Below are 15,312 nucleotides of genomic sequence, written 5' to 3'. Positions count from 1 at the left end.
GGTCAATATTTGATCAGTTGCCTCAATGGCTTGCTGCCTGCGTAGCACGAAGGCATGCTGCAACCCCCTGCCGAAATTAATCCACAGCGAGGAACAGAGCATGACGTCCACCGTATTCATCACTGGCGCGACTTCCGGTTTCGGTGAAGCTACCGCCCGACGTTTCGCCGAGGCCGGCTGGAAGCTGATCCTCACTGGCCGGCGTAAAGAGCGCCTGGACGCCCTGTGTGCCGAACTGTCGGCCAAGACCGACGTGCACGGGCTGGTCCTGGATGTGCGCGACCGCAACGCCATGGAACATGCCATCGCCACGCTGCCGCCCGGTTTTGAGAAGCTGCGCGGCCTGGTCAACAACGCAGGCCTGGCGCTGGGCGTCGATGCGGCGCAGAACTGCAGCCTGGACGACTGGGAAACCATGGTCGACACCAACATCAAGGGCCTGATCTACACCACGCGCCTGCTGCTGCCTCGGTTGATCGCACACGGCCGCGGCGCGTCGATCCTCAACGTAGGTTCGGTGGCGGGCAATTACCCGTACCCGGGCAGCAACGTGTATGGCGGCACCAAGGCGTTTGTCGGGCAGTTTTCCCTGAGCCTGCGCTGCGACCTGCGCGGCACTGGCGTGCGCGTCAGCAACATCGAGCCGGGGCTGTGCGAGAGCGAGTTCTCGTTGGTGCGTTTCGGTGGCGACCAGGCCAAGTACGACGCCACCTACGCGGGTGCAGAGCCGATCCAGCCGCAGGATATTGCCGAGACCATCTTCTGGATCCTCAACCAGCCTGCGCACATCAACATCAACAGCCTGGAGCTGATGCCGGTGAGCCAGGACTGGGCAGGGTTCTCGATCGACCGGTCGCCCAAGGGCTGATCAGCATCCCCGGGCGTGCCCATGCTGCCGCAGGCCTTCAGTTGTCTCGGAAAGTCTCGTTGGGGTTCAGAAGTTGCAGGGCTTGCAGCATATCGTTGACGACATCAGCGAGCATGGCATCTTCTCTACTCGGCTGCCCCTCGACATACCTCAAAAGGCTTGCAAGCAAACCAAGCTTTCGCTCATGCAGCAGCTTGTTCTTCTCAAGCTTGGAAGCCGCGATGTCCTTACCGGTAGCCTCAATTTCAGTTTGAAAGTGAGCCTTCAGAATTTCGTTGCCCATGACTGAACTCCTCGTTAGGGGAGCCTTTACGCTATCAACGCGTCTTGAGAACCGAAACTGGTAAAAATGTCAGGTCATTCCAAGCGCTGCAGCCCTGCCAGGCAGGTCGCCAAGTGATAAGGCGTAGTCGAAGGCATGTCATGCCGGCTGACAGCGCCTTCGCCGTCCCGGCATTCATACCAGCCGCCGTCATGCAGGAACCGCTGCGTCATCGCCTGCAACTGCGCCGCAAGCTTGGTTTCGTTGCCTGAGCGCAACGCCAGCGCCCGCAGGTACTCCGCCTGGGCCCAGATCCGCTGGGTGGCATCGATGACCTTGCCGTCCACAGCCAGCATTGCCAAGACCGCCGAATCCTTTACCCCGCACTGCTCGGCATAATCGAACGCCCGGGCAATGGCGCCATGCAGCGGGGTGCCGCGTAACAGTGGCGAGGTGTCGAGCAGGTAGAACCATTCGAACTGATGCCCCGGTTCGAACCAGTTATCCACAGCATCGCGTGGTTTTTCCAGCATCAAGCCGTGCTGCGGTTCGATGAACTGTGCCAGCAGGGCATCGCACAACTGCAGCAGTGCCTGCTGCACGCTGGCATCTTCACGCACGGCAAGCACCTGCAGGAAGGCTTCGGCCAAGTGCATCTGGGGGTTCTGCAGCGGGCCACTGCCAAGGTCGGCCCAGTCTTCAGCGAGGCTGGCCTCGTACAGGCCGTCGTCGCGGGCGAACTGCGTGCTGACGATTGCCAGGGCAGCGTTCAGCGCAGACTCCACCAGGCTGTCGCGGACCTTGCCCCAGTAATGCGCGCAGGCAAACACGATGAACGCGTGGGTGTAGAGGTCCTTGCGCCGGTCGAGTGGCTTGCCTTCGGCATCGATGCTGTAGAACCAGCCGCCGTGCTCGGCATCGTGGAAATGCCGCTGCAGCGAGCGGAACAACGCCGCTGCCCGCTCTGCCGCGCCCGGCTGCTCGATGCGGCTGCTGAACAGGTACAGCTGGCGCGCGCAGGCCATCGCTCGATAGCGCTGAACCGGCAACGGCCGGTGCTGGGCATCGAGGGCCTCGAAGGGCAGGGCCATTTCGACGTTCCAGCCCGGGCCTTGCCACAGCGGCACGATAAGCTCGGCAAAGTGCTGGTTGAAGCGGGCCAGTTCGGGCGGAGTGGGGCGGGGGTCGGACATGAATGCGCTCGTCACAATCGGGCAGTGCGCCATGGTAGCAGAACTGCGCTTCAGCCCGGGTTACCCAGGCCTTGCCAGTGCCGCGCGCCGACGAAGATGAAGCGCAGCTGTTGGGTGATCTTTTCCTGCGCGGACAGCGCCTGTGGATAACCTGAATCAGGGTTGTCGATCAGCTCGGGCAGTGTGGCAAATACCGTCTTCACGACCAGGTCGGCCATCACCGCCAGTGCTGCACCGTCCAGGTGCTGCCAGCGTTTCATGCGCGCAAGGTCGGTGGCCAGGTCGTCACTGATGTCCTGGCGCAGGCGGGCAATCGCCTGGCGTACCGCCTGCGAGCCACCGTATTGCTCACGGGCCAGGAACAGGAACTGCGCCCGGTGGGCGGCGACCACGTCGAGGAAGATGCGCACCGAGGCGTCGGTGATGCCGCCAAACTCGAATTCGTTCTGGCGCACCAGACGGATGGTCTGGCGGAAGGTGGTATCGACCTCGGCCACCAGAGCCAGGCCCAGGGCGTCCATATCGGGAAAATGCCGGTAGAAACCGGTGGGTACGATACCTGCCGTTTTCGCCACTTCGCGCAGGCTGATGCTGCCGAAACCACGGCCACTCTCCATCAGCTGGCAGGCGGCATCGAGCAGGGCCTGGCGGGTCTGTAGCTTCTGTTCGGCACGCGGCAGCATGGGTCAGGGTTCTGTGTCGGTCGAGGCAGGGCACTCTAGATAATAAAACGAAGCCCGGTCAATGGACCGGGCTTGGAGGTGAGCAGGCATTGTGCCGCAGGTTGTTATTTTCGGCCATGGCGATCAGCTCACACGGCTGAGTTCAACCAGGCGATCCGAGCCACCTTCGGCCACTCGGCCGGAGCGTTCGATCAAGCGGTCCGAACCGCCTTCGGCTACCCGGCCAGTGCGTTCGATCAAGCGGTCCGAGCCACCTTCGGCGACGCGGCCAGTGCGTTCGATCAGGCGGTCCGAGCCACCTTCGGCGACGCGGCCAGTGCGTTCGATCAGGCGGTCCGAACCACCTTCGGTAACCGTTTTCAGGGGCTGGGCGATTTCAGCGGCGCTGGGGCGCGATTCGGCGGTCAGGTGCTGGTCAGCAGCCGGCAGGGCGAAGGCGTTGGCAGCAAGGATCGACAGGGTCAGGGTCAGCAGGTGGCGTTTCATGAGTAGTTGCTCCTCTGGGGGGCTGGAAAGTGGGTACGAAGCCAATGCTACGCCCGGTAACGCCAGAGAAAAGTTCATAAGGATAATGGTAACAATCGACAGCATTGATAGAGCTTTTTGGAGGCTCTAGCACGGTTGTTTCGACATGCTTGGTGGCTTTTGGCCTTCATCTTTGCCAGGTAACGCAACGCCGTTGCCCAGACCAAATGCTGAGCAAGGCGCCAGGAAAAACTTCGTTATCATGGCGCCACCGATAAAACCCAGCGGGTTTTCATCAGTCCGAGTTAATGAGTGCCACCGGTGCCCGCTTTGTGCCATGCCGTCAGGAGAATCACGCAATGACGCGACCCGCCAGAATCCTTGTCTGGACCCTTGCCACCCTGTTGACCCTGTTGGCGATACTGGTGGTGGTAATCGCCACCTTCGACTGGAACCGCGTCAAGCCGTTGCTCAACGAGAAGGTTTCCGAGGCCCTGCATCGGCCTTTCGCAATCAATGGCAACCTTGCGGTGCAGTGGCGTACCGAGCCCGAAGAAGGCGGTTGGCGGGCGTGGGTGCCGTGGCCGCACTTCATTGCCGAGGACTTGACCCTGGGCAACCCAGACTGGCTCAAGGAACCGAAAATGGTCGCCCTCGAGCGTGTCGAGTTCCGCCTGGCGCCACTGCCACTGGTGTTCCAGCAGATCGTCATCCCCCGCATCAACCTGACCAAGCCCACCGCCAGCCTGACTCGACTGGCCGATGGCCGTGCCAACTGGACCTTCGACTTCGGCCCCAAGGATGAAAACGCAGAACCCTCGAAATGGCAGCTGGACATCGGTGCCATCGGTTTTGACCAAGGCAATGTCAGCCTTGATGACCAGACCCTGAAGACCAGCATGAAGGTACAGATCGACCCGCTGGGCAAGCCGATACCCTACAGCGACATCGTCGGCAAGGCGCGGGCCGAGAAAACGGCGGGCGCCCAGGACTATGCCTTCGGCCTCAAGGCCCAGGGCCGCTACAAAGGGCAGCCGGTGTCCGGCACCGGCAAGATCGGTGGCCTGCTGGCGCTGCAGGACGCCAGCCAACCGTTCCCGTTGCAGGCTGACGTGCGCATCGCCGACACCCACGTGGTGCTCGCCGGCACCCTGACCGACCCGCGTAACCTGGGCGCCCTGGACCTGCGCCTGCGCCTGTCCGGCAAGAGCCTGGGCAACCTCTACCCGCTGACCGGCGTGACCCTGCCGGACACCCCGGCCTACGCCACTGATGGCCACCTCACTGCCAACCTGCATGCCGCGCAAGGTGCGACCTTCAATTACCAGGGGTTCAACGGCAAGATCGGCGACAGCGACATCCACGGCGACCTGGCCTTCGTGGCCAGCCAGCCGCGGCCCAAGCTCTCCGGCAAGCTGGTCTCCAACCAGCTGCTGTTCAAGGACCTCGCGCCGCTGATCGGTGCCGACTCCAACGCCGAGCAGAAGGCTCGCGGGGGCGCCAGCAAGCAGCCGACGGGCAAGGTATTGCCGGTCGAGGAGTTCCGCACCGAACGCTGGCGCGCCATGGACGCCGACGTCGAGTTTGCCGGCAAGCGCATCGTCCACAGCGAGCAGTTGCCGTTCAACGACCTGTCTGCCCACGTGATCCTCGAAGACGGCCTGCTGCGCTTGGAGCCGCTGCGCTTTGGCGTGGCCGGTGGCAACCTGGCCTCCAGGATCCGCCTCGATGGCCGCAGCGTACCGTTGCAGGGGCGGGCGCAGTTGACCGCGCGGGGCTTCAAGCTCAAGCAACTGTTCCCCACCTTCGCGCCGATGCAGACCAGCTTCGGCGAACTCAACGGCGATGCCGACATCACCGGCCGCGGCAACTCGGTGGCGGCGCTGCTGGGGACGGCCAATGGCGACCTGCGCATGCTGATCAACGATGGCGCGATCAGCCGCAGCCTGATGGAAATTGCCGGCCTCAACGTGGGCAACTACGTGGTTGGCAAGTTGTTCGGTGACGAGGATGTGCAGATCAACTGCGCGGCGGCCGACGTCGGGATCAAGGATGGGCTGGCGAGCACACGCCTGTTCATCTTCGATACCGAGAACGCGATCATCTACATCAACGGCACGGCGAATTTTGCCAGTGAGCAGCTGGACCTGAAGGTGACCCCGGAGTCGAAGGGGCTGCGGCTGTTCTCGCTGCGTTCGCCGCTGTATGTACGCGGGCCGTTTGCCAAGCCGAGTGCGGGTGTGCAGGCGGTGCCGCTGGCCTTGCGCGGGGCGGGGATGGTGGCCTTGGGGGTGGTTGCGGGCCCCGCGGCGGGGCTGCTGGCACTGATTGCGCCTAGCAGTGGGGACGAACCGAACCAGTGCACGCCGTTGTTGCAGCAGATGAAGGCGGGCAAGGCGCCGGCGGCGGTCAAAGGCAAGAAATAATGTAAGGGACCGCTCTGCGGCCCATTCGCGGCACAAGGCCGCTCCCACAACACCGAGCAATACTTGTGGGAGCGGCCTTGTGCCGCGAATGGGCTGCAGGCAGCCCCCTTTCGATTACAAACCTTGCAACAGATCGGACATATCGTCTGCGTGCTCTTCTTCCTGCGCCAGGATGTCTTCGAAGATGCGCCGCGTGGTCGGGTCCTTGTCACCAATGTACTGAATGATCTCGCGGTAGCTGTCGATCGCAATTCGCTCGGCCACCAGGTCTTCCAGCACCATTTCTTTCAGGTTATTGCCCGCCACATATTGGGCATGGGAGTTCTTGGTCAGGTTGTCGGGGTTGAAGTCCGGTTCGCCGCCCAACTGCACGATCCGCTCGGCCAGCTTGTCGGCGTGCTCGGCTTCCTGGTTGGCATGCTCCAGAAACTCTTCGGCCGCCACGCTCGCCTTGATCCCGCTGGCCATGAAGTAGTGGCGCTTGTAGCGCAGCACGCAGACCAGCTCGGTGGCCAGCGACTCGTTGAGCAGGCGCAGGATCTCTTGGCGGTCGGCATGGTAGCCCTCGGTCACGGCGCCTTGCTCGACGTGCTGGCGGGCACGTTCGCGCAGGGTTTGCACATCGGTCAGTTCAACGTTGCTCATGGTTATCTCCAAAAAGATCAGGACGGGTGGTCAAGGTGTTGCGTAGGCTCACGCGCCGGGTACGGCTTCGCTGTCCTCTTCTCGTTGCTTGCAAGTTTTGAAGCCCTTGGCATCGACATGGCCGGTGGCGTCGAAGCGCACGTAGTACGCCTGTTGCTTGCCGTCGCGGTTGAGGATGTAGTCGTTGCAGGTGCCGCCGTGGGGCAGGTCGATCGCATTGGATGGGCTGCCACCAATGGCGATCACTTTCTGCATGGTCATGCCGTGCTCCACTTGCTTGACCAGCGGCTCGTCACGGTAGGTAACGTAGTCCACCGGGTTCTCCGGTCGGCTGCCGCAAGCGGCAAGTGTTGCGCTGGCCAGAAGGATTGCCAGGGTCTGTTTGTACATGGTCCCGCTCCTTGCTCAGGGTCTGTTTGGTTTGGAACCGCACGGCGCGCCAGGAGTTCGATTGCGATGGTCATCCAGGCCGCTGTAGTGTTGGCCGGTCGACCACGCAAAGGGGCAGGGGCTATGCCGCAGGAGTTGGCCACGCGATACCCACTGGTGCTGGTGCCGGGCATGCTCGGTTTCGTCCGGGTGCTGCTCTACCCCTACTGGTTCGGCATCGTGCCGGCCCTGCGCAAGGGCGGGGCGCAGGTGTTCCCCGTGCAAGTCTCGCCGTTGCACGCCAGTGAGGTGCGGGGTGAACAGTTGCTGGGGATCATCGAAGCCATCTGCCAGCGCACCGGTGCCGACAAGGTCAACCTGATTGGCCACAGCCAGGGCGCCTTGGACGCGCGCAATGCCGCGGCCAAACGGCCTGAGCGGGTGGCCTCGGTGACGTCCGTGGCGGGGCCCAACCATGGCTCGGAACTGGCCGACCACCTGCACCGTACGGCGCCGGGCGACTCGCCGCAGGGGCGTATCCTCAAAGGCGCGCTGCACGGCCTGGCGGTGCTGCTGGTGTGGCTGGAAACCGGCTGGCGCCGCGAGCCATTGCCCATCGACGTGCACGCCTCGCACCAGGCGCTGACCAGTGCCGGGGTGGCGCTGTTCAACCAGGCTTATCCACAGGGCCTGCCCGACACCTGGGGCGGCGAAGGGCCGGCAGAGGTCAACGGCGTACGCTACTACTCCTGGTCAGGCACCTTGCAGCCCGGACTGACCGACCAGGGGCGCAACCGCTTTGACGGCAGCAACCGCTTCTGCCGCCTGTTCGCCCGCAGTTTCGTCAAGGAAAAGGGCCATTGCGATGGCATGGTCGGGCGCTTCAGCTCGCACCTGGGGCAGGTGATCGGCGACGACTACCCGCTCGACCACCTGGACATCGTCAACCAGTCGCTCGGCGCCGTGGGCAAGGGCGCCGAGCCGGTGCGCCTGTTCACCGAGCACGCCGTCCGGCTCAAGGCTGCGGGGCTGTAAGGCTGCGGCGTACGGGTGTGGTCCAGCGCTCGGCCAGGATCACCCCCAGCAGGGTCAACAGGCCGCCGATCAGGTGGTAGCTGGCCAGCTGTTCATCGAGCACACCAGCGGCGATCAGCGCGGTGACCAAGGGCAGCAGGTTGAAGAACAGCGTGGTGCGGCTTGGCCCCAGGCGGTGCACGGCCTGCATCCACACCAGCGGGGCGATCATCGAGGCCAGCACGCAGGCGTACAGCACCAGGCCGACGTTGTGGGCATTCAGGCCGGTCTTGTCCGACAGCAGGAACAGCGGCAGCAACACGACGATGGCCACCAGCACCTGCAGGTACAGCAACTGCAAGGGCGGCAGGCGCAATTGCCATTTTTTCAGCAGGAAGCTGTACAGCGCATAGGCCAGGGTGGCCACCAGCATCAGCAGGTCGCCGCTGTTCAGGCCCTGTTCCAGCAAGGCCCCGGGTTGGCCTGCGCTGACCACTTCAAGCACGCCGAAAAACGACACCAGGGCCCCGACCAGGGCGCCGAAGGTCAGGCGCTGGCCGAGCCAGGCAATCGACAGCGCCAGCGACATCAATGGCATCAGCGAGAGGATGATGCCCATGTTGGTGGCGCTGGTGATGCTGGCGGCGAAGTACGCCAGGCTCTGGTACAACGCCATGCCCAGCACGCCGAGGACGAACACCTTGCCCAGGTGCGGGCGGATGGCTGCACGGTTGCGCCACACGGCGGGCAGCAGGAAGGGGGTGAACAGCAGGCCGGCCAGCAGCCAGCGGTAGAAGCCGATCTCGGCGGGGTGGATGGCACCGGCCGACAGCTTGGTGACCACGGTGTTGCCGGCCCAGATAAGGATGGCGGTGAGGGGGAACAGGTAATTCATAAAGGTGCAACTCTGGGTTAGACCAGGAATTTTGGGCTGCTGCGTAGCAGGCCCAGGTTGCCCGGCATTATCCGTTGTCTGTCCGCAAGCCTATACTTGTATCCAGACAATCCGCCCTTCAAAGCAGACAGCATGCCGCGCAAATACCTCGACATCCCTGGTTTCGACCGGCTCCCGGCGCCGGTGTACTTGCGCCACGACGAGTTCGGCGCCGATACCCACAGCGCCCCCCACCGCCACGCCTGGGGCCAGCTGAACTACGCGGCCCACGGTGTCATGCACCTGGATGTCGAAGGCCAGCGCTTCCTCTCGCCGCCGCACTACGCCGTGTGGGTGCCACCGGGCATCGAGCATGGCTGTTACAACCCCCAGGCCATCGTCTACCGCTCGCTCTACCTGGACCGCAGCTTGTGCACCGGGTTGCCGCAGCAGCCGTGCAGCCTGGTCATCAGCGACATCCTCAAGGCCATCCTCGGCGACTTCGCCCGGCGTGACCTGAACGTGGCGCAGGACGAACGCGACCAGCGCCTGGTGCAGGTGCTGCTCGACCAGTTGCTGCTGGCGCCGACCCAGACCTGCTACTTGCCCTTCGCCCGCAGCGAGGGCCTGGGCCAGGTGCTCGATGGCTTGAGCCGTGCCCCGGGCGACAATCGCCCGCTGGCCGATTGGGCGCGGCAGGTGCATGTCAGCGAACGTACCCTGGCCCGCCAGTTCATCCGCGAACTGGGCATCGGTTTTGGCGAGTGGCGCCTGCGCCTGCGCTTTCTGCGTGCCATCGAGATGCTGGAGGCAGGCTTGCCGATCCAGGCCATTGCCTTCGACCTCGGCTACAGCAGCGCCTCGGCCTTCATCGCCATGTTCCAGCGCCAGGCCAATTGCACACCGGAGCAGTACCGGCGTCAGGCGCGGGCTGGCGGCTGAAATGAGTGTAAAAAATCTTGTCTACACTCAGTGGCACCACCGTGCATCGGGCGCGGAGACAAGGAGACCACTCCATGAAGCTGCTGCAAATGCCATTGCTGGTGTTGGCTGTATTGTTCAGCGCACAGGGGTTCGCCGCCACTGCGCAACAGGAAAAGATGACCTCGTGCAACGCCGACGCCAGCGCCAAGGCGCTCAAGGGCGATGAACGCAAGGCGTTCATGAGCAACTGCCTGAAGAAGAGCGTACCTGCAACCCAGCAGGAAAAGATGAAGACCTGCAACGCCGACGCCAGCACCAAGGCACTCAAGGGTGACGAGCGCAAGGCGTACATGAGCGACTGCCTGAAGAAGAAATGACCTGCGCCTATGCCTGTAGGGCGAAGGCTGGCAGACTGCGGGTCTTTTCCGTTGTCTGCCCCTGAGGCTGTATGACCTTCACCCCCCGCCAGATCACCCTGGCCAGTTGGATCATCGTGTTTGCCGGCCTGTTGCTGGCGCTGCCCCTGAAGTTGCTGCCGAGCCTGCTTGCCGGTTTGCTGGTGTTCGAACTGGTCAACATGCTGACGCCGCGGTTGCAGCCACTGATCGCCGGGCAGCGCGCCCGCTGGCTGGCCGTGGCCCTGCTCGGCACGTTGGTGGTCATTACTCTGACCCTGCTGATTGCCGGCGCATTCAGCTTCCTGCTGCACGAGGCGGAGAACCCCGGGGCTTCGCTGGACAAGTTCATGGCCTTGGTCGAGCGGGCCCGTGGGCAACTGCCGCCGTTCATCGAAGGCTACCTGCCGGCCAGTGCCGCCGAGTTCAAGGTGGCCATCGGCGACTGGCTCAAAAGCCACCTGGGCGAGCTGCAACTGGTAGGCAAGGGCATGGCGCACATGTTCGTCACCTTGCTGATCGGCATGATCCTCGGCGCCATCGTGGCCTTGCAGCGTATCCCCGACATTTCTCGGCGCAAACCGTTGGCCGCAGCCTTGTTCGAACGCTTGAGCCTGCTGGTGCAGGCGTTTCGCAACATTGTCTTCGCGCAGATCAAGATTTCGCTGCTCAACACCACCTTCACCGGCATCTTCCTGGCCGTGGTGCTGCCGATGTTCGGAGTGCACCTGCCGCTGACCAAGACGCTGATCGTGCTGACCTTCCTGCTTGGGCTGCTGCCGGTGATCGGCAACCTGATGTCCAACACCCTGATCACCATCGTCGGGTTGTCATTGTCGATCTGGGTGGCGCTGGCGGCGTTGGGGTATCTGATCGTCATCCACAAGGTCGAGTACTTCCTCAACGCGCGGATCGTGGGTGGGCAGATCAGTGCCAAGTCGTGGGAACTGCTGCTGGCGATGCTGGTGTTCGAGGCGGCATTCGGCTTGCCGGGGGTGGTGGCGGGGCCGATCTACTATGCGTATCTGAAGAGCGAGCTGAAGCGAGTGGAACTGGTTTGAGCTGAGATCTTGGGGCCGCTTTGCGGCCCCAAGATCGTTCAGATAACGCCGTAGCGTTTGCGTGCCTCGATCGCCAACCCGCTGCCAATGCTGCCAAAGATGTTGCCTTCCACATGCCGTGCATTGGGCAACATCGCCGCCACGCTGTTACGCAGCGCCGGAATCCCGCTGGACCCCCCGGTAAAGAACACCGTATCCACTTGCCCTTCGCTCACACCGGCCTTGTTCAGCAGCTCGCTGACACTGCCGCGCACGCGCTCCAGCAGGCTATCGATCGCTTCTTCGAACACCGCACGGGTCAGCTCGGCGGTCAGCTCAGGCTCGACACGGCGCAGGTCGATGCGGCGGCTGTCCTGTTCGGTCAGCTCGATCTTGCTGGCTTCCACTTCCATCGCCAGCCAGTGGCCGGCGCGCTGTTCGATCAGCTGGAACAGGCGGTCGATACCGAGGGTGTCCTCGATGTCGTAACGCATGTTGCCCAGGGCCAGCTGCGACTTCTGCGAGTACAAGGCGTTGATGGTGTGCCAGGTGGCCAGGTTGAGGTGGTAGCTGGTCGGCATCAACGCACCGCTCTTCATCCGGCTGCCATAGCCGAACAACGGCATCACGCCCTGCAGGCTCAGCTGCTTGTCGAAATCGGTACCGCCGATGTGCACGCCACCGGTGGCGAGGATATCGCTTTGGCGTTCGGCCACCAGGTGGCGCTCGGGCGACAGGCGGATCAGGGTAAAGTCGGAGGTACCCCCGCCGATATCGACGATCAGTACCAGCTCTTCACGGCTGATGCTCGACTCGTAGTCGAAGGCTGCGGCAATCGGTTCGTACTGGAACGACACGTCCTTGAAGCCGATCTTGCGCGCCACGTCGGCCAGGGTGTCTTCGGCTTCCTGGTCGGCGGCCGGGTCTTCATCGACGAAGAACACCGGGCGGCCCAGCACGACCTGGTCGAAGCTGCGCTCGGCGGCGGTTTCGGCGCGCTTTTTCAGTTCGCCGATGAACATGCCCAGCAAGTCCTTGAACGGCAAGGCGCTGCCCAGCACGCTGGTGTCGTGCTTGATCAGCTTGGAGCCGAGCAGGCTCTTGAGCGAGCGCATCAGGCGGCCTTCGTAGCCTTCCAGGTACTCGTGCAGCGCCAGGCGGCCATACACCGGGCGACGCTCCTCGATGTTGAAGAAGACCACCGAAGGCAAGGTGATCTTGCCGTCTTCCAAGGCAATCAGCGACTCAAGGCCAGGGCGGTGCCAGCCGACCGTGGAGTTGGAGGTGCCAAAGTCGATGCCAAGGGCACGGGCCGGGGATACGTCAGACATGGGAAAAAGGTTTCCGGAGGCAAAACGGCCGCGCAGTTTATGCCAGTTGGCAACAGAATCAAGACCAGTCGTCTGCCATACAGCAATCCCAAGCGGCCCTTGAAAGGCTATGCTTGACCCCTATCTTCAGTGGCAACACGCAAATTCACATTGGTGATCCATAAATGGACTTCAAAGACTATTACAAGATACTTGGCGTAGAGCCCACGGCGGACGAAAAGGCGATCAAGGCCGCCTACCGCAAGCTGGCACGCAAGTATCACCCCGATGTCAGCAAGGAGCGCGACGCCGAGGACAAGTTCAAAGAGGCCAACGAGGCCTATGAAGTGCTCGGTGACGCGCAGAAACGTGCCGAATTCGACGAAATCCGCAAGTACGGTGGCCAACATGGCCGGCCGTTCCAGGCGCCGCCGGGCTGGGAAAACCGCGGCGGTGGTGCGGGCGGTGGTTTCGAAGGCGGTGACTTCTCCGACTTCTTCAGCTCGATTTTTGGCGCGCGGGGGGGCAACCCCTTTGGCGGCGCCCGGCAACAGCGCAGCGCAGGCAGGCGAGGGCAGGACGTGGAGTTGGAACTGGCGGTATTCCTTGAAGAGACCCTGAGCAAGGAGTCCAAGCAGATCAGCTTCCAGGTGCCGCAGACCAATGCCGCCGGGCAGCGCACCGGGTTCACCACCAAGACCCTGAACGTCAAGATCCCCGCCGGGGTGACCGACGGCGAGCGCATTCGCCTCAAGGGCCAGGGTGCGCCGGGCAGTGGCGGCGGGCCCAACGGCGACCTGTTCCTGACCATCCGCATGGCACCGCACCCGCTGTTCGATGTCGAAGGCCATGACCTGATCATCACCGTGCCACTGGCACCGTGGGAGGCGGCACTGGGCGCCAAGGTGGCGGTGCCGACCCTGGACGGCAAGATCAACCTGACCATCCGTCCCGACAGCCAGAGCGGCCAGCGCCTGCGCGTACCGGGCAAGGGCCTGGCCAACAAGCAGGGCGAGCGCGGCAACCTCTATGCGCAGCTCAAGGTGGTCATGCCGACTGCATCCGACGAGTCGACCCGTGAACTGTGGGCCAAGCTTTCCGAGAAGGCCGCGTTCAACCCGAGGGCACAATGGAGTAAGTGATCATGAGCAGCACCCTGATCGTTCAACTGGACATGCGCACCCTCTGCCAGGAAGCCGACATTACGGCGGACTACGTGATCGAAATAGTCGAGCACGGCATCGTCGAACCCTCTGGGCGAACGCCTGAGGACTGGTTGTTCGACGATCAGGCGCCGCTTTTGGCCAAGCGCGCGGCGAAGCTGCACCAGGAGTTGGAACTGGAGTGGGAAGGCGTGGCGCTGGCGCTGGAGCTGTTGCAGGAAGTGCAGCAGCTGCGCAGTGAGAACAACATGCTGAAACAGCGCTTGGGCAGGTTCACCCAACTGGGATGAGGCCAGTGCGGGCCCCTTCGCGGGGCAAGCCCGCTCCCACAGTTACAGCACAATCAAGGACTGTGAGGTCCCTGTGGGAGCGGGCTTGCCCCGCGAAGGGGCCCGCACCGGCACCCTCACGTTCAGGCCGGCTCAGCCCCCGGGTGCAGCATCAGCTGCATGAACGTCAGGTCCAGCCAGCGGCCGAACTTCACCCCCACCTGCGGCATCTGCCCGGTCACCACGAACCCCAGCCGCTCATGCAGGCGTACCGACGCCGCGTTGCCGCTTTCGATGGCCGCCACCATCACGTGCTTGCCGCAACCCCGCGCGCGTTCCACCAATGCGCCCATCAACAGCGGCCCCAGGCCCTTGCCGCGCTGGTCGCCGCGGATGTACACCGAATGCTCCACGGTATTGCGAAAGCCCTCGAACGGCCGCCAGTCGCCAAACGACGCATAACCCAGCACGCCGCTCTCATCCACCGCCACCAGAATCGGGTAGCCCTGCTGCGCACGGGCCTCGAACCAGGCCTGGCGGTTGCCCAGGTCGACGGGTGTTTCGTTCCAGATCGCCGTGGTGTTGCGCACGGCGTCATTGTAGATGTCGAGGATGCCCGGTACATCGGCGGGCAAGGCGTCGCGGATTTCGTGGCTCATTGCAGCGTCTCACAAGGTCGATGGGCGCAGATTAAATGGTTACCAGCCCGCGTACACCTTCTGCCTGCATGTTATCCCCGCGCCCACGCTGAATGATCTCGCCGCGGGCCATCACCAGGTACTGGTCGGCCAGTTCTTCGGCGAAGTCGTAGAACTGCTCCACCAGCAGGATGGCCATGTCGCCACGTTGGGCCAGGCGCCGGATGACCGCGCCGATTTCCTTGATCACCGAAGGCTGGATACCTTCGGTGGGCTCGTCGAGTATCAACAGGCGCGGGCGGCTGGCCAAGGCGCGGCCAATGGCCAACTGCTGTTGCTGGCCGCCGGACAGGTCGCCGCCGCGGCGCTGTTTCATCTGTTCCAGTACCGGGAACAGTTCGTAGATGAAGGCGGGCACTTCACGGGCCTCGCGGGCGGGGAAGCGCGACAGGCCCATCAACAGGTTCTCCTCCACGGTCAGCCGCGCGAAGATTTCGCGGCCTTGGGGCACGTAGGCGATACCGGCCTGCACCCGTTGCTGGGGCTTGAGCATGGTGATCGGCTTGCCTTCCCATTCGACGCTGCCTTCGCGGGCTGCGACCAGGCCCATCAGGCAGCGCAGCAGGGTGGTCTTGCCCACGCCGTTGCGGCCCAGCAGGCACGTGACCTCGCCGACCTTGGCCTCGAAGGACAGGCCGCGCAGGATGTGGCTGCCGCCGTAGTATTGGTGCAGTGTGTCGATTTTCAGCATGTCATGTCCCTGGAAGTTTGTGC

18 protein-coding genes are annotated in these 15,312 nt (G+C 63.4%); 8 read left to right on the top strand and 10 right to left on the bottom strand.

What is annotated here, in order from left to right:
• The first annotated feature begins 100 nt into the window (after window positions 1–100).
• Complete coding sequence (locus tag LJX93_RS24120) at window positions 101–868, top strand: SDR family oxidoreductase (protein ID WP_033701784.1); 768 nt, start codon at window positions 101–103, stop codon at window positions 866–868.
• Between the two features lie 37 nt (window positions 869–905).
• Here LJX93_RS24120 and LJX93_RS24115 read toward each other — a convergent pair whose 3' ends face one another.
• The 4 genes from LJX93_RS24115 to LJX93_RS24100 all read right to left on the bottom strand — a co-directional run bounded on the left by LJX93_RS24115 (window position 906) and on the right by LJX93_RS24100 (window position 3,492).
• Window positions 906–1,151, bottom strand: a complete 246-nt coding sequence (locus tag LJX93_RS24115) for a hypothetical protein (protein WP_047582332.1) — start codon at window positions 1,149–1,151, stop codon at window positions 906–908.
• 74 nt (window positions 1,152–1,225) lie between these two features.
• Window positions 1,226–2,323 carry an AGE family epimerase/isomerase gene (locus LJX93_RS24110; RefSeq protein WP_156311338.1) on the bottom strand — a complete coding sequence of 366 codons (1,098 nt, stop codon included), beginning with the start codon at window positions 2,321–2,323 and terminating at the stop codon, window positions 1,226–1,228.
• Between the two features lie 50 nt (window positions 2,324–2,373).
• Window positions 2,374–3,006: a TetR family transcriptional regulator gene (locus tag LJX93_RS24105; RefSeq protein WP_033701781.1), complete on the bottom strand. Its 633-nt coding sequence runs from the start codon at window positions 3,004–3,006 to the stop codon at window positions 2,374–2,376.
• A 123-nt stretch (window positions 3,007–3,129) separates the two neighbouring features.
• Window positions 3,130–3,492, bottom strand: a complete 363-nt coding sequence (locus LJX93_RS24100; protein WP_227696492.1) for a hypothetical protein — start codon at window positions 3,490–3,492, stop codon at window positions 3,130–3,132.
• Window positions 3,493–3,830: 338 nt separating this feature from the next.
• On the opposite strand from LJX93_RS24100, the gene LJX93_RS24095 reads away from it, so the two are divergent.
• Window positions 3,831–5,897 (top strand): AsmA family protein, encoded by a 2,067-nt coding sequence (locus LJX93_RS24095; RefSeq protein ID WP_033701779.1) that lies wholly within the window; start codon window positions 3,831–3,833, stop codon window positions 5,895–5,897.
• 114 nt (window positions 5,898–6,011) lie between these two features.
• On the opposite strand, the gene LJX93_RS24090 is transcribed toward LJX93_RS24095, so the two are convergent.
• Entirely contained in the window at window positions 6,012–6,542 is a 531-nt protein-coding gene (locus LJX93_RS24090) for a ferritin-like domain-containing protein (RefSeq protein ID WP_033701778.1), read from the bottom strand.
• Window positions 6,543–6,590: 48 nt separating this feature from the next.
• Window positions 6,591–6,932 carry an osmotically-inducible lipoprotein OsmE gene (gene osmE / locus LJX93_RS24085; RefSeq protein ID WP_033701777.1) on the bottom strand — a complete coding sequence of 114 codons (342 nt, stop codon included), beginning with the start codon at window positions 6,930–6,932 and terminating at the stop codon, window positions 6,591–6,593.
• Between the two features lie 123 nt (window positions 6,933–7,055).
• On the opposite strand from osmE, the gene LJX93_RS24080 reads away from it, so the two are divergent.
• Complete coding sequence (locus LJX93_RS24080) at window positions 7,056–7,946, top strand: esterase/lipase family protein (protein WP_227696491.1); 891 nt, start codon at window positions 7,056–7,058, stop codon at window positions 7,944–7,946.
• On the opposite strand, the gene LJX93_RS24075 is transcribed toward LJX93_RS24080, so the two are convergent.
• Window positions 7,927–8,820 carry a DMT family transporter gene (locus LJX93_RS24075; protein WP_227696490.1) on the bottom strand — a complete coding sequence of 298 codons (894 nt, stop codon included), beginning with the start codon at window positions 8,818–8,820 and terminating at the stop codon, window positions 7,927–7,929. The genes LJX93_RS24080 and LJX93_RS24075 overlap by 20 nt on opposite strands.
• A 132-nt stretch (window positions 8,821–8,952) precedes the next feature.
• On the opposite strand from LJX93_RS24075, the gene LJX93_RS24070 reads away from it, so the two are divergent.
• From LJX93_RS24070 to LJX93_RS24060, 3 genes are all read left to right on the top strand, one after another.
• Complete coding sequence (locus LJX93_RS24070) at window positions 8,953–9,741, top strand: AraC family transcriptional regulator (RefSeq protein WP_033701774.1); 789 nt, start codon at window positions 8,953–8,955, stop codon at window positions 9,739–9,741.
• Between the two features lie 74 nt (window positions 9,742–9,815).
• Window positions 9,816–10,100 (top strand): PsiF family protein, encoded by a 285-nt coding sequence (locus tag LJX93_RS24065; protein ID WP_047582340.1) that lies wholly within the window; start codon window positions 9,816–9,818, stop codon window positions 10,098–10,100.
• Window positions 10,101–10,171: 71 nt separating this feature from the next.
• Window positions 10,172–11,179, top strand: a complete 1,008-nt coding sequence (locus tag LJX93_RS24060; protein ID WP_156311339.1) for an AI-2E family transporter — start codon at window positions 10,172–10,174, stop codon at window positions 11,177–11,179.
• 38 nt (window positions 11,180–11,217) lie between these two features.
• Here the strand turns inward: LJX93_RS24060 and LJX93_RS24055 are convergent, their stop codons facing one another.
• On the bottom strand, window positions 11,218–12,489 hold the full coding sequence (locus LJX93_RS24055; protein WP_033701770.1) for an Hsp70 family protein: 1,272 nt from the start codon (window positions 12,487–12,489) through the stop codon (window positions 11,218–11,220).
• A gap of 164 nt (window positions 12,490–12,653) precedes the next feature.
• Between LJX93_RS24055 and cbpA the strand changes: the two genes are divergently transcribed.
• Both cbpA and LJX93_RS24045 read left to right on the top strand, forming a co-directional pair.
• Window positions 12,654–13,610 (top strand): curved DNA-binding protein, encoded by a 957-nt coding sequence (gene cbpA / locus LJX93_RS24050; RefSeq protein ID WP_033701769.1) that lies wholly within the window; start codon window positions 12,654–12,656, stop codon window positions 13,608–13,610.
• Between the two features lie 2 nt (window positions 13,611–13,612).
• Window positions 13,613–13,921, top strand: a complete 309-nt coding sequence (locus LJX93_RS24045) for a chaperone modulator CbpM (RefSeq protein ID WP_033701768.1) — start codon at window positions 13,613–13,615, stop codon at window positions 13,919–13,921.
• Window positions 13,922–14,043: 122 nt separating this feature from the next.
• Here the strand turns inward: LJX93_RS24045 and LJX93_RS24040 are convergent, their stop codons facing one another.
• Both LJX93_RS24040 and urtE read right to left on the bottom strand, forming a co-directional pair.
• On the bottom strand, window positions 14,044–14,559 hold the full coding sequence (locus LJX93_RS24040; RefSeq protein WP_227696489.1) for a GNAT family N-acetyltransferase: 516 nt from the start codon (window positions 14,557–14,559) through the stop codon (window positions 14,044–14,046).
• Between the two features lie 31 nt (window positions 14,560–14,590).
• Window positions 14,591–15,289, bottom strand: coding sequence for an urea ABC transporter ATP-binding subunit UrtE (gene urtE / locus LJX93_RS24035; protein WP_033701766.1), 699 nt, complete (start codon window positions 15,287–15,289; stop codon window positions 14,591–14,593).
• Window positions 15,290–15,312 lie beyond the last annotated feature (23 nt).

This window comes from Pseudomonas sp. HN2-3 (assembly GCF_020691745.1).
Lineage (GTDB): Bacteria > Pseudomonadota > Gammaproteobacteria > Pseudomonadales > Pseudomonadaceae > Aquipseudomonas > Aquipseudomonas capeferrum.
This window is presented reverse-complemented; position numbering and strand designations above follow the sequence as displayed.